11 protein-coding genes are annotated in these 14284 nt (G+C 45.6%); 10 read left to right on the top strand and 1 reads right to left on the bottom strand.

Annotated elements, in window-relative coordinates:
• Positions 1 to 29 precede the first annotated feature (29 nt).
• The 6 genes from purB (at position 30) to H4O21_RS13875 (ending at position 8743) form a co-directional block, all read left to right on the top strand.
• Entirely contained in the window at positions 30 to 1397 is a 1368-nt protein-coding gene (purB, locus tag H4O21_RS13900; protein WP_182809477.1) for an adenylosuccinate lyase, read from the top strand.
• Between the two features lie 244 nt (positions 1398 to 1641).
• Positions 1642 to 2811, top strand: a complete 1170-nt coding sequence (locus tag H4O21_RS13895) for a JmjC domain-containing protein (protein WP_182809476.1) — start codon at positions 1642 to 1644, stop codon at positions 2809 to 2811.
• A gap of 849 nt (positions 2812 to 3660) precedes the next feature.
• Positions 3661 to 5256 carry an isocitrate lyase gene (locus H4O21_RS13890; RefSeq protein ID WP_182809475.1) on the top strand — a complete coding sequence of 532 codons (1596 nt, stop codon included), beginning with the start codon at positions 3661 to 3663 and terminating at the stop codon, positions 5254 to 5256.
• Between the two features lie 254 nt (positions 5257 to 5510).
• The gene (locus H4O21_RS13885; protein ID WP_182809474.1) at positions 5511 to 6074 is read left to right on the top strand and encodes a hypothetical protein; all 564 of its coding nucleotides are present in this window, start codon (positions 5511 to 5513) and stop codon (positions 6072 to 6074) included.
• A 306-nt stretch (positions 6075 to 6380) separates the two neighbouring features.
• On the top strand, positions 6381 to 7685 hold the full coding sequence (gene brnQ / locus H4O21_RS13880) for a branched-chain amino acid transport system II carrier protein (RefSeq protein WP_220495671.1): 1305 nt from the start codon (positions 6381 to 6383) through the stop codon (positions 7683 to 7685).
• A gap of 335 nt (positions 7686 to 8020) precedes the next feature.
• Positions 8021 to 8743, top strand: a complete 723-nt coding sequence (locus H4O21_RS13875) for a response regulator transcription factor (protein WP_182809473.1) — start codon at positions 8021 to 8023, stop codon at positions 8741 to 8743.
• Positions 8744 to 9000: 257 nt separating this feature from the next.
• Here H4O21_RS13875 and H4O21_RS13870 read toward each other — a convergent pair whose 3' ends face one another.
• Positions 9001 to 9885: a LysR family transcriptional regulator gene (locus H4O21_RS13870; RefSeq protein ID WP_182809472.1), complete on the bottom strand. Its 885-nt coding sequence runs from the start codon at positions 9883 to 9885 to the stop codon at positions 9001 to 9003.
• Between the two features lie 95 nt (positions 9886 to 9980).
• Between H4O21_RS13870 and H4O21_RS13865 the strand changes: the two genes are divergently transcribed.
• The 4 genes from H4O21_RS13865 to arsJ all read left to right on the top strand — a co-directional run bounded on the left by H4O21_RS13865 (position 9981) and on the right by arsJ (position 14102).
• Entirely contained in the window at positions 9981 to 11048 is a 1068-nt protein-coding gene (locus tag H4O21_RS13865) for an NAD(P)H-dependent flavin oxidoreductase (RefSeq protein WP_255487307.1), read from the top strand.
• Positions 11049 to 11310: 262 nt separating this feature from the next.
• Positions 11311 to 11661 carry a metalloregulator ArsR/SmtB family transcription factor gene (locus tag H4O21_RS13860; RefSeq protein WP_182809471.1) on the top strand — a complete coding sequence of 117 codons (351 nt, stop codon included), beginning with the start codon at positions 11311 to 11313 and terminating at the stop codon, positions 11659 to 11661.
• A 213-nt stretch (positions 11662 to 11874) separates the two neighbouring features.
• A complete protein-coding gene (locus H4O21_RS13855) occupies positions 11875 to 12852 on the top strand; it encodes an ArsJ-associated glyceraldehyde-3-phosphate dehydrogenase (protein ID WP_182809550.1) in 978 nt (325 codons plus the stop codon).
• Positions 12853 to 12884: 32 nt separating this feature from the next.
• On the top strand, positions 12885 to 14102 hold the full coding sequence (arsJ, locus tag H4O21_RS13850) for an organoarsenical effux MFS transporter ArsJ (RefSeq protein WP_182809470.1): 1218 nt from the start codon (positions 12885 to 12887) through the stop codon (positions 14100 to 14102).
• Positions 14103 to 14284 lie beyond the last annotated feature (182 nt).

The raw sequence follows: 14284 nt of genomic DNA, 5'->3' as shown, positions 1-14284 counted from the left end.
AAATCAGCATAAGAGAGCAGTAACAAACAATGCAGCTTTCCAGCCTAACCGCAATATCCCCCGTTGATGGCCGCTATGGCTCAAAAACCGCTGACCTGCGTCCATGGGTTAGTGAATTTGGCCTGATCCGTGCCCGTGTTGAAGTTGAGATTCGCTGGTTGCAGCGTCTGGCTGAACACGACCAGATTGCAGAAGTGCCTGCACTGAGTGCAGAAGCAAACCAGCTGTTGAATGATCTGGTAGCCAACTTCAGTGAAGAAGATGCGCAACGAATCAAAGACATTGAGCGTACCACCAACCACGATGTTAAAGCGGTTGAGTACTTCATTAAAGAACGCATTGAAGTTAACGAAGAGCTGAAAGCGATTACTGAGTTTGTTCACTTCGCTTGTACTTCTGAAGACATCAATAACCTGTCCCATGCCCTGATGCTGAAAGGTGCTCTGGGTAACGTGATGCTGCCGACGATGAAAGAAGTCGTTGAAGCTATCCGCCAGCTGGCACTGGCCAATGCTGAGCAGCCTATGTTGTCACGTACTCATGGTCAGACGGCATCTCCGTCGACTCTGGGTAAAGAGATGGCTAACGTAGCTGCACGTCTGCAGCGTCAGGTTAAACAGGCTGAATCTGTTGAACTGCTGGGTAAAATTAATGGTGCAGTAGGTAACTACAATGCACATATGTCTGCTTATCCGGATGTGGACTGGCAAGCAAATGCTCAAGTATTTGTTGAAAGCCTGGGTCTGACCTGGAACCCGTACACCACTCAGATTGAGCCGCACGATTATATTGCAGAGCTGTTTGATGCTGTAGCGCGTTTTAATACTATTCTGATCGATTTTGATCGTGATGTCTGGGGTTATATCTCTCTGGGTTACTTCAAGCAGCGTACGATTGCCGGTGAGGTAGGTTCTTCTACTATGCCTCATAAAGTTAACCCGATTGACTTCGAGAACTCCGAAGGTAATCTGGGTATTGCTAATGCAATCATGCAGCACCTGGCCGCTAAACTGCCAATTTCTCGCTGGCAGCGTGACCTGACTGATTCTACTGTTCTGCGTAATCTGGGTGTTGGTTTTGGCCAGTCTTTGATCGCTTATCAGGCTTCACTGAAAGGTATCAGCAAGCTGCAGACTAACGCAGATCGTCTGAATGAAGATCTGGAGAACAGCTGGGAAGTACTGGCTGAACCAATTCAGACGGTTATGCGTCGCTATAATATTGAAAAGCCTTATGAGAAGCTGAAAGAGCTGACTCGCGGTAAGGCGATTACAAAAGAAACTCTGCAGGAATTTGTGGCTACTCTGGATATGCCTCAGGAAGCAAAAGATGAACTGCTGGAGCTGACGCCGCATAACTATATAGGTAATGCTATTGATCAGGCGAAAGCTATCTGATTGATAAATGTCAGCGGGAATAATTCCCGGTTCTGATATTAAAAGGCCCTGATATTAATATATCAGGGCCTTTTTCATGTTGTTTGTTTTATCTCTGAGCATCTGAATAGAGACAGAAGGGATTTTTTTGCCCGTTTTCTGGTAAAACTGTCCCGTGTCATCGTCTGGTTATGCTTATCGCTTTAGATTTCCTCTGAATGACTTCACTTTTTATATAACGTTTTTTTATCCGGATATTTTATCTATGATGCAATTGCCTGAATGCCTGCTGGGCCATATCAGTTATGAAGAGTTTCTGCGTGATTACTGGCAGAAGAAACCTTTGTTTATTAAAAATGCTATTCCTGACTTTCAGTCTCCCATTGATGAGCATGAACTGGCGGGTATGGCGTTGGAAGAGCAGGTTGAATCACGCCTGGTAATGGAAACAGGGCCTGAAGGTCAGCCCTGGCATTTGGAAAATGGGCCTTTCCCGGCGGAGCGCTTTAATGATCTGCCTGAAGAAGACTGGACATTACTGGTACAGGCTGTTGATCATTTTGTTCCAGAGGTTGCCAGCGTGATAGAGGCATTTGATTTTATTCCAAGCTGGCGGGTCGATGACATTATGATCAGTTATGCCCCTGAAGGCGGCAGCGTCGGACCTCATCTGGATTATTATGATGTGTTCCTGCTACAGGCCAAAGGCACACGTCACTGGCAGCTGGGTGGTTTTGCTGATGATAATACTCCGATTGTCCAGGGCGTTCCTCTGCGTATTCTGCAGGAGTTCAATGGTAGCGAAAGCTTCATCTGTGAACCTGGCGATTTGTTGTATCTGCCTCCTCAAATGGCGCATTATGGCGTTTCGCAGTCCAGTGATTGCATGACCTGGTCTGTGGGTTTCAGGGCTCCATCTGCTGATGAAGTGGTGACATCACTGGCAGATTATGTTGGCGGTGAACTGTCAGAAGATGAGCGTTATACCGACCCTGATCTGGAACTGCAGGCCTGTAACAGTCAGATTGGTCTGGATGCCATTGCCCGTGTAAAGCAGTTGGTTCTGGATAAGCTATCTGACGAGCGTGTGATCAATGCCTGGTTTGGCCGATATATGACACAGCCTAAGTATATGGACCAGTTAATTCCTGCTGATCCTGCTATTTCTGTTGAGGATTTGCAGGAAATTCTGGATGAAGGTGCGACTTTCAGTGTGAGTGAAGGGAGTCGACTGGCATTTTCGACAGAAAATAATGAGATTATTCTGTTTGCAGATGGCGAAGGTTACCCTATTGATCCTGGAGACAAGGCCGCGATGATTCGTTTAACTGAGCAAAAATACCTTGATTCAAATGAAATAAATTCATGCTCTAGAAGATTTAAGATTAAAATTGTTGATATTTTTAACCGGGGTACTCTTCATTTGAGTGACTGAACCCATTGTCGACAGTCACTGTTTTTTTACGGTGACTGTCCCTTGTCATTTTTTCTTAACTTCTTCCTTCTGATTTCCACTCTGATTCATTTTGTCTGACGAATAGAGCCTTAACTGTGCTTCTTTACTTTTTCATGACATTTTTCGCATCTGATCTTTTTCCGTATCCAACTGAAAGACACGCTATTATCATGATTGTCGACAATCTCGTGTTTTACGACATTTTTTGTCTTATTTTTTGTCATCAGAAAGTAAGTAAAACTACAAAATGCTGTGCTGCAATAAGTTAAAAAAAGGAATTACTGTAGTCAGATTACAGAAATAAATTTGTAGTTTATTTACAACGACTTATAAGTCCAAAGTAGCGTTTGCAATAGTGGCTCTGGCTTGGCATAGTGTAAAACACACAACGGCAAACACCCGTTTGAAATGCTCGGAAAAGCTTTATAGACGAATGGGTAAATTGACGAAGTGTTATTAAACAAGTCAGTATAAAAACAGAAAATGATTCTGAACTGACAAAAGCTGGTAGTTAAGATTAAAACAACAAGTTTGATTATTTATCTGAACTAATTGAATTAGATTTCTTCAACTATTAGTTATTAACACTTTTGTCATGCTTATCTGTGATAAGTCTGCTCAGGCACAAAAAAGCAGAATATAGCACAGGCACTGTATGACCATCGCGAAACCGGCAGGAGTTGTTCTGTATATAACTCTGGTTTTGCAGGCAAAGAATTTATCTGGATCAAACGGCACATTTGGCCAGATATCAACGGACACCTGATCAGTTTGTTTTAACGTAGGTCAGGCGATTAACCCTAACAGGTACACTGTAGAGGAAAAACCATGTCAACTCTGAATAAAGACATCGATGCGGTAGCAACACTGAAAGAAGCCCACGGTTCCCCATGGGATGCGATCAACCCAGAGTCTGCTGCACGTATGCGTGCACAGAACAAATTTAAAACTGGCCTGGATATCGCTAAGTACACTGCAGGCATCATGCGTCGCGACATGGCTGAATTTGATAAAGACAAAACCAAGTACACTCAGTCTCTGGGTTGCTGGCACGGTTTTGTTGGTCAGCAGAAGCTGATCTCTATCAAGAAGCACTTTGGTTCAACTGAACGTCGTTACCTGTATCTGTCAGGCTGGATGGTTGCGGCTCTGCGCTCTGACTTCGGTCCTCTGCCAGATCAGTCTATGCACGAAAAAACTGCAGTAGCTTCTCTGGTAGAAGAACTGTACACCTTCCTGCGTCAGGCTGATGCGCGTGAACTGGGCGGTCTGTTCCGTGAGCTGGACAAAGCACGTGAAGCGGGTGATGCGGCTCTGGAAGCTGAAATTCAGGACAAGATCGACAACCACGAAACTCACGTAGTACCGATTGTTGCAGATATCGATGCTGGTTTTGGTAACGCTGAAGCGACTTATCTGATGGCTAAGCAGATGATCGAGGCGGGTGCTTGCTGTCTGCAGATCGAAAACCAGGTGGCTGACGAGAAGCAATGTGGCCACCAGGACGGTAAAGTAACGGTTCCTCACGCTGACTTCCACGCTAAGCTGCGCGCTCTGCGTTACGCATTCCTGGAGCTGGGTGTAGATGACGGTGTTATCGTTGCTCGTACTGACTCTGAAGGTGCTGGTCTGACTAAAGAGATCGCTGTTGTACGTGAGCCAGGCGATCAGGGTGACGTATACAACTCTTACCTGGACGTTGAAGAAGTAGCTCCGGAAGATACTGCTGAAGGTGATGTACTGATCAGCCGTAACGGTAAGCTGGTTCGTCCTAAGCGTCTGCCTTCTGGTCTGTATCAGTTCCGTCAGGGCACTGGCCATGAGCGTTGTGTATTTGACTGTATCGAAGCAATCAATGCGGGTGCTGATCTGCTGTGGATCGAAACGGCAGTACCTACAGTACACGAAATTAAAGGCATGATGGACGAAGTACGTAAAGTACACCCGGATGCGAAACTGGTGTACAACAACTCTCCATCTTTCAACTGGACCCTGAACTTCCGTCAGCAGACTTACGATGCATGGAAAGCAGAAGGTAAAGACGTTTCTGCATACGATCGTGACAACCTGATGTCTGCAGAGTACGACGATACTGAACTGTCTGCAGCCGCTGACGCTCGTGTTCAGACTTTCCAGGCGGATACTGCTCGTGAAGCAAACGTATTCCACCACCTGATCACTCTGCCTACTTATCACACAACTGCACTGTCTGTTGATAACCTGGCTAAAGAGTACTTCGGTGACAAAGCGATGCTGGGTTACGTTGAAGGTGTTCAGCGTAAAGAGATCCGTCAGGGTATTGCATGTGTGAAACACCAGAACATGGCTGGTTCTGATCTGGGTGACGATCACAAAGAATACTACGCTGGTGAGAATGCTCTGAAAGCGGGTGGCGCGAAGAATACTTCTAACCAGTTCAGCTAAGAACTGATGGATAATCACCTGTGATCGCTTAAGAGAAGCGGGTGGTTTTCCCTGAAGTTAAAAGAGGCGGCACCTTTTCCTGAGGTGCCGCTTTTTATATGGGGCAGAGTTTTTCAGATGGCAGATATCTTTGAAGCATACCTGGGTTCATAAAGATTAACATCTGAAGCAGATCATGGCTTTTTACGCAGGGAATATAATAGGTTAGAGTTACATTCTGCTTTCTATTGTGAATTGATTAAATGGTTTTGAATATGATTGATACACCTGCTTTTCTTAAAGATGCTAAAGACCTGCTGACCCAACAGGGTTTTACAGCAAGCAATATCTGGTATCACGGCACATCGTCGGCGCTGGTTGAGTCAATCAAGGAGCAGGGATTATTACGCTCTGGTGATAAGGCTTTAAAAGAAGCGGCTAAAAAGACCATGGCGACGATTGGTAATCATTACACTGAAACAACGGAACCGGTTTTTCTGACTCAGAGTAAAGAGCTGGCGTTTTACTGGGCGCAGCAAACTGTACGTGATCGTAGTGTTCGTATTGACGGTGATGAATTGCCTGTTGTATTACAAGTGGTGCTGTCAGAAGACGTTAACGGCAAAGTAAAGCCGGATGTGGGGGCTGCGAGCTTATTGTTATTGCCTGAGGGTGAGAATTATATGGCATATCTTGCTGGTATCTATCAGGACAGTGGCATTGAAGCCCCGGCAATTGATCTGATGAAAGCTGATCGCATGGATTATCAGAATAAACTGGGTATGGTGTATCTGGATGCCGACGTGGATGCATCTGATATACAGCTTATTGCAGAGTAATTTTCTATATTCGTGGGGCTTTCCGAAGTTGATTGCTCCCACACGGATATCGGGTGAAATGAACGCAATGTTCATCCCTTAGTCTCCTTAGCAGCCACTGTAGTGATCCTATTTATCCTGTAGTCATCGTTTTTTCTTAAGCGCTTCTGGTAACTCTGCCTGTTTTCCTGAATAGAATTGTTTACAGATAATCTGCCTTCCTGTAGGTAGTTTTTCTTGCTATCTGATTTTGCCGAATGTTATAAACCCTGCTTTCCCATCCTGGGTAGTAAAATTTCCTGTTGTTCTTATTTATTTGGGGTTGTTGTGAATACACAGCTTAGTAAGGCCGATATGTTTGGCCTGGGTTTTATGACATTTGCATTTTTTCTTGGCGCTGGAAATATTATTTTTCCACCCAAAGCTGGCATGCTGGCAGGGGCTGAAGTCTTACCTGTGATGCTGGGTTTCTTATTGACTGCAGTTGGATTGCCTCTATTGGGTTTATTTGCTGTTGCCAGGGCTGGAGGAGGAATACCAGCCATGACCCGGATGTTGCCGCCGTTTATCGGGGTTCTGATTTCAGTCGCAATCTTTATTATTATCGGGCCGCTGATTGCTGCACCACGTACCGCTCTGGTGGCCTATGAGTTGGGTGTTCAGCCTTTCAGTAGTGAGCCTGTTATCAGTCAGTGGCTATATTCCGCTGTTTTTTTTGTTATTGCTGCTTTGCTATCTCTTTATCCGGGTAAACTGATGGATTCCGTGGGTAAAGTACTGACACCAGCATTAATTATTTTGCTGGTTGGGCTGGGTGTTTCTGTACTGTTTGCCAGTGGCGGCGAAGTGTTGCCTGTTGATCCGGCGTATGCTGCTTCACCTTTTACAAAAGGTGTTCTGGATGGATATAACACTATGGATGCTCTGGCATCTATTATGTTCGGTATGCTGATTATTGATCTGTTACGTAAAAAAGGTGTGACTGATTTTTCTCAGCAATCCCGTTATCTGGTCGTTGCTGCTGTGATTGCTGCTGCAGGACTGGCTTTTGTATATATCGCCCTGTTTATGCTAGGAGCCAACTTTGGTGTCGTTGGAGCTGCAAATGGTGGAGAAATCCTGGTGCATTATGTACAGAACAAGTTTGGTATGGCAGGCCTTGTTGCTCTTGCCGGGGTGATTACACTGGCTTGTCTGACAACAGCAGTAGGTTTGCTGAGTGCCTGTTCTGATTACTTTGCCAGCCTGAGCAGTCGCCTGAGTTACGGGCATTTTGTCATTGTTAATGCGGTCTTTTGTTTCATAATGGCTAATCTGGAGCTGGGTGTATTAATTGAGCTGAGTATTCCCGTACTGGTTGCTGTATACCCCATTTCAGTTGCTCTGATACTTTACAGCCTTTCTGCCTCTCAGCCAGGGATGTCACGAACTGCCCTGATTATCACTCTGTTGGTTTCGTCTTTATTTGGCATATTGGAAGGTGTGAAAGCTGCCGGGGGGAATCTCGATATGCTGGCGTTTTTACCGCTTTTTGATCAGGGGCTGGCATGGGTTATTCCGGTTCTTTCCGTTTTATCGTTATTTTTATTATCCGGCCAGCTGAAAAATAAAAAAGTAGCCGTTATGGAGTAAAGATTTTATATCTTCAGCCGACTAATAAATGCTGGAACCGCATCCGAATGATGCGGTTCTGGCATTTTAGCTGACTGTATTTACAGGATTTTGTCAGGTGTCTCCAGACAAAATGTGATATTTTCTGTATATGGCGCATCAGTTATATAGTGTCGCAGCTCTGAGTTTGTGCGCTGATCTTAAAAAAGAAACCCTTTTTTTGAATCTTTTCTTAAATATGTTGTAAAGCGTAATTTAAATCATAGGCATCTCAGAGTATTATTGTAACATTTCGTATTCCGGGTGCCATTGCATCCATGTGTTGAATCAGAGTTCTGGGCAGGTCAAATACGGTAATGAGTAATAATACAAACCAGGGAATTTCAGTCATTCTGGTTGAGGATGATGTAGTATTGAGTGCCAGTCTGACAGAGTACCTGAGTCTGATGGGCTTTCAGGTTAAAGCTGTGGCCAATGGCAAAGAGTTTTTTAAAGCACTATCTGAACAGGCATTCACTGTCGCAGTGATTGATCTTGGTTTGCCTGATCAATCCGGGGAGGTACTGGTTGATTATGCTCGTCAGAATAGTTCTATGTCGTTGGTGGTGATCACAGCAAATGATGACCTGAATGCTCGGGTAGGAAGTTATCAATCAGGTGCTGATCTGTTTATGGGGAAGCCTGTTGATGGTCGTGAGCTGGCAGCAGCACTGACAAGCCTGGCTTCAAGACAAAAGGCAAGGCAAACCAGAGATCAGATAGAGAAAGCAGATGATACCTGGCTGCTTGATAATAAAAACTGGGTGCTGGTGACTCCGGATCAACAGCGTATTGAATGCACCAGTAAAGAGTTCCGCCTGCTTGAGCTGTTGTCTGAAAAGCCAACTGAAGCCGTGAAGCGCAGCCATATTCTTGATGTGTTGTACGCAAGAGATGACCACAGTGCGCAAAGGGCTCTGGATACGCTGGTTCGAAGAGTGCGTCAGAAGATTGCAGGTGTATATGAAGGTGGTGCTCCGATCAGAACGGCATATAGTATAGGTTATATTTTTGCTGCACCTATCCTTCCCATCCGATGAGGATAGAGAATATCAGATAAACGCTGAGTTAATCGCTATTATCTGAACCTGACTGTACTTTTACTCTGCTGTGCCGGGCAGGCTAAAACCTGCTTAAGATACTTATCGCATTCGTCGGTAATGTCTGCTTTGTATTTAGCCTGCCTGTCTGGCAGTGCTTATTCGCTATAAGATTCTGATTTTTCCTGATTTTTTCTTATCCCTTATGCTTTTTTCCTCTTGTAAAGCTGATGATTACTCTTTATCGCTGGTTTGTCTCATACCGCTGGTCCGGTATTGCCGGAAAAAAACGTATGTAATGTATTGATCCTTGGTGATGCGTCCTGTGATCTCTGAATCAAAACAGTACTGCTCTGGGCGTAGCGCTCTGGTAACTGAAATACTGTGACACCGGAATGGGACGTAAGCATCAGAACCGATTCAGGTATCAAAGCGATACCAGATCCTGCTGAAACGCAGGCTATAATGGCGTGATATGAGTTCATTTCCAGATGATTTCTGATTACTCCACCCATATCGATAATCCAGTTTTCCAGTTTTTTTCTGTAGGCGCATCCAGAACGGAATGTAATCAGCTTCTCGTTTAACAAGGCGTCCAGCGAGCAAAATTGCTTATGGGAGGCACATATCAGCACCAGGTTTTCCTGGAAAACTGGTGTTGAAATCAGGGTACTCTGATCAATGTCAGTAGAGGCAACAAAAGCTACATCCAGCTGATACTGGGTCACCTGAGCGATGAGGCTTTCGGTTGTATCTGTGGTCAGGGTGATCTGTACTTCTGGATATTGCTGATGATAGCTGGCCAGCAAACCGGGTAAGCGAGATGCCGCAGTGCTTTCCATACTGCCAACTTTCAGGTTGCCGCTTACTGGATGATGCCGGAAGAGGTTGTCTGTCTCATTTGCCAGATTCAGAAGCTGATTGGCGTAGGGTAATAACAGTTTGCCGTCACTGGTCAGCTCAAGTGTTCTGCTAATCCGGTGAAACAGGGAAACGCCTAACCGTTCTTCCAGTTGAATGATACGGGTGCTGATATTAGATTGTACCCGATGCAGCTGATTGGCTGCCTTTGTGATACTGCCTTCGCTGGCAACAGTCCGGAAAATCTCCAGAGTATCCAGATCGATATTGTTCAGGCTCATCTTTTTTTGAGATATCTATATCTTGATTGATCATTTTTTGTGATGGTTATCATAGTTTATTATCGTGGTTTTGAGTACTAGTCCAGAGAAAAATAATGATGATATCTTCTGTACCATCTGAGCGTTCAAAACACTTTTTACCTTCAGAACTTCCTGTTATTCAGGCTCCAATGGCCGGTTCTCAGGGGAGTGCGCTGGTTGTTGCTGTATCTGAAGCCGGAGGACTGGGCTCACTGCCCTGCGCTATGTTGTCGTCAGAGCAGCTGGACCTTGAGCTGAGTAGAATTACACAAGCGACAGCCCGTGCGTTTAACGTGAATTTTTTCTGCCATCTTCAGCCTGAACCCGACCCGACCAGAGAGCAAAAGTGGCTTGAGAGAATGTCTGTTTTTTACCGGGAGTTTGATATTGATCCGGCCAGTATCAAACCAGCGGCTGGTCGTTTGCCTTTTAGTGCTGAATCAGCAGAAATACTGGAGTGTTATAAACCTGCCGTTGTGAGCTTTCACTTTGGTTTACCTGCAAAAGCGTTACTGAACAGAGTGAAGTCATGGGGAAGTATGGTTTTATCATCGGCAACGACGGTAGAAGAAGCGGTCTGGTTACAGGAGCATGGTGTGGATGCCATTATCGCTCAAGGGGTTGAGGCCGGTGGTCACAGAGGTATGTTTCTGACTGATGATCTGAATTCTCAATCAGGCACGGAGACTTTGCTGCGTAATATTCTTCAGTCAACAGATCTGCCCGTTATTGCCGCAGGAGGTATTGCAAATGAAAACGATGTTAAACAGCTGATTGATGCGGGTGCCAGTGCTGTTCAGGCCGGTACGGCTTATCTGTTGTGCCCTGAGGCTGCGACATCAGAAATACACAGAGCCGCTCTGCAGTCTGATGCTGCCTGTAATACTGAATTAACGAATTTATTTTCTGGGCGCCCGGCACGTGGTATCCGTAACCATTTCATGGAGCAGGTCGGGCCGCTCAGCGCTGATGTGCCTGTTTTTCCTCGGGCAACATCGTTTGTTGCGCCGTTAAGGGCCGCAGCGGAGAAACAGCAGTCAGGAGATTTTTCTCCCTTATGGGCAGGACAGAATGCATTAAACTGCGAGGCTTTGCCAGCTGCAGAACTGACCCGGAAACTGGTTAGCCGGGTATCTTTCTGATCCGATGCACAGATGGCCAGTGTAATTTTAACTGGCTATCCTGTCTCTTCTGTATCTGAACGCGTTAATGAAAGTGAACTTGTGTCATAAGTACCGGTCAGAGACGATATCCTTGTGAATCTCCCCGCTATCCGGGGTATAAATTGTGATATGTCAGTATGGGCGGAGATTGATGGGCTGACAAATTCATACATTCTGATGCTTGATGTATATGAAAAATCATATATTGTTTTCATTCTTAATCTGGATTTGGAGTAGACTTGTGGATGCCGTTCAGTTTTTTAAATGCCTTGCTGATGACACCCGTCTCAGATGTATACTGCTTATTGAGAAAGAAGATGAACTTTGTGTTTGCGAGCTGATGGCTGCTCTGGGTGATAGCCAGCCAAAAATATCCCGGCATCTGGCACTGTTACGTAAGAGTGGTTTATTGCAGGACAGAAGGCAGGGGCAGTGGGTGTTTTATCAACTGGCCCCCTCTTTACCTGAGTGGTGTAAACAGTTGTTGCATGATGCTACTGAAGCTAATGAGGCGATGTTGCAGGAAAATCTGGAAAACCTGAAAAAAATGGGTGACAGTCGGCCTGAGCGTGTTCTTGTTTGTTGCGATTAAAAAAATTTGTCTTATGATATATGGAAATTCATATATTATTTTTTTCATATTTGATCAGGGTATAAAATAAATCTCTCATCTGTTCAGATGGCTGTTATCCGAAGGCAGAGATAGAGATGACTCTTCGGATTCGAAAATAAATAATTCGTACATTTTGTCAGAGGTGATAGCGTGAAAAGAGCGTTGAAGGTCGGTATTAATGGCTTTGGCCGTATGGGGCGCCTGGTGATGAGAGCATCCTGGGACTGGCCTGAAATAGAGTTTGTTCATATTAATGACCCCGCTGGGGATGTTGAAACTCTGGCTCATCTGATTACATTTGATTCGGTACATGGGCGCTGGAAAGAGGCTGTTGCCTCTGACAATCAAATGATCATTGACGGGCAGGTTGTCAGTGTGTCGGGTAATAAAACTATTGCAGAGACAGACTGGTCCGGTTGCGATCTGGTGATTGAAGCATCGGGTAAAATGAAAACAAAAGCCTTACTTCAGGCATATCTGGATCAGGGCGTTAAAAGAGTTGTAGTAACGGCACCTGTGAAAGAGGAGGGTGTACTGAATGTGGTGATGGGGGTGAATCATCAGCTTTATAATCCGGATGAGTATCCGATTATCACAGCAGCTTCCTGCACTACGAACTGTCTGGCGCCCGTTGTTAAAGTGATTCATGAGAAGCTGGGCATCAAACATGGTTCGATGACAACCATCCATGATATTACTAACACTCAGACTATTCTGGATGCTCCCCATAAAGATCTGCGCCGGGCCCGTGCCTGTGGTATGAGTCTGATACCGACCACAACAGGCTCTGCGACGGCCATTACGCATATTTTCCCTGAATTAAAAGGCAAGCTGAACGGACATGCTGTTCGTGTGCCTCTGGCCAATGCCTCTCTGACGGACTGTGTGTTTGAGGTTGAGCGGGAAACCAGTGTGGATGAAGTTAACCAGTTGCTGAAACAAGCTGCGGAGAATGAACTGGATGGTATTCTGGGCTTTGAAGAACGTCCTCTGGTATCTATCGATTATCGAACAGACCCTCGCTCCAGTGTGATTGATGCACTGTCCACTATGGTGATCAACGGCACCCAGGTGAAGCTGTATACCTGGTATGACAACGAGTGGGGCTATGCAAACCGAACGGCTGAACTGGCGCGTATGGTTGGCCTGAAAGATCTGTCCGGAACCTGACTGGCAGACTAAAGAGAGGAGAGTCGTCGGTTATGTTGAACCAGCTGGCACCTGAAATACGTCAGTATTTGATTGTGACGGGAAACTACTGGGCTTTTACTCTGACAGACGGAGCGCTGAGAATGCTGGTTGTCCTGCATTTTCACAGTCTGGGCTATAGTCCGTTAGAAATTGCACTTTTATTCCTGTTTTATGAATTCTTTGGGGTGGTGACGAATCTGGTCGGGGGCTGGCTGGGAGCTCATCTGGGGCTGAATCGTACCATGAATATCGGATTAGGCCTGCAGATTATTGCTCTGACGATGCTGCTGGTTCCGGCATCATTATTGACTGTGCCTTGGGTGATGGCTGCTCAGGCTTTATCCGGTATTGCCAAAGATCTGAATAAGATGAGCGCCAAAAGCTCTATCAAGCTACTGGTACCTGAAAATGCCCAGGGGAGTTTGTACCAATGGGTTGCGATGCTGACAGGATCTAAAAATGCCTTAAAGGGTGTTGGTTTTTTCCTGGGAGGTTTTTTGCTGGCATGGGAGGGCTTTTCAGGGGCGGTAATGATCATGGCTATTATGCTGGTCATTGTCTGGGTATTCAGCATCGGGGCGCTGAAAAAGGACCTGGGTAAGGCGAAAAGTAAGCCTGAGTTTACTGATATGCTGTCCAAGAGTCGTCCTGTTAATCTTTTATCTGCTGCCCGTCTGTTTCTGTTTGGTGCCAGAGATGTCTGGTTTGTCGTGGCTTTACCTGTATGGCTGGCTGCGGAGTTTGGCTGGGATCATGCTTATGTCGGCGGCTTTCTGGCATTATGGGTAATTGGCTATGGTGCTGTACAGTCTGTGGCCCCATGGCTGACGGGTAAGCGCCAGGGAAAAGTGCCGGATGGCAGGGTGGCCGTCATCTGGGCATGTGCTCTGGCAGGCATTCCAGCGATGATTGCTCTTGGGCTGCAACAGGGCTATTCGTCTGATGTTGTGGTTCTGGGAGGGCTGATGTTATTCGGCGCATTATTTGCCGTCAATTCATCGCTTCATAGCTATCTTATTGTCAGTTATGCGGGAAGAGACGGTGTGTCCCTGGATGTTGGTTTTTATTATATGGCTAATGCTGCAGGGCGTTTACTGGGTACTGTGTTGTCTGGCTGGGTTTACCAGGTTGCGGGGTTAGAAGCTTGTTTGTGGATTTCGGCAATGATGCTATTTACTGCCGCTTTCATATCCACACGTTTGCCTGCACTTCGTCGCTCTTCTCTCTGACTATTCATTGTGATCAGATATTTTCCAGATTGAAACCTGGAAAATATCTGATTTCTTTCTTTTATACATTGCTCCGTTTTCTCCCCTTTATTTAGTCAGCCCTGAAAAGCCCTTAATAGACTGTTTTTAAAACAAATTAGCTATTCAGGCATGGATCATTTCGACCAGGAGCGGTAAGCTGT

Origin of the sequence: Oceanospirillum sediminis, from assembly GCF_014164585.1 — a bacterium.
Taxonomy (GTDB): domain Bacteria; phylum Pseudomonadota; class Gammaproteobacteria; order Pseudomonadales; family Halomonadaceae; genus Oceanospirillum; species Oceanospirillum sediminis.
The sequence above is the reverse complement of the archived record's forward strand: the minus strand, read 5'-3'. Positions and strand labels throughout refer to the sequence as shown.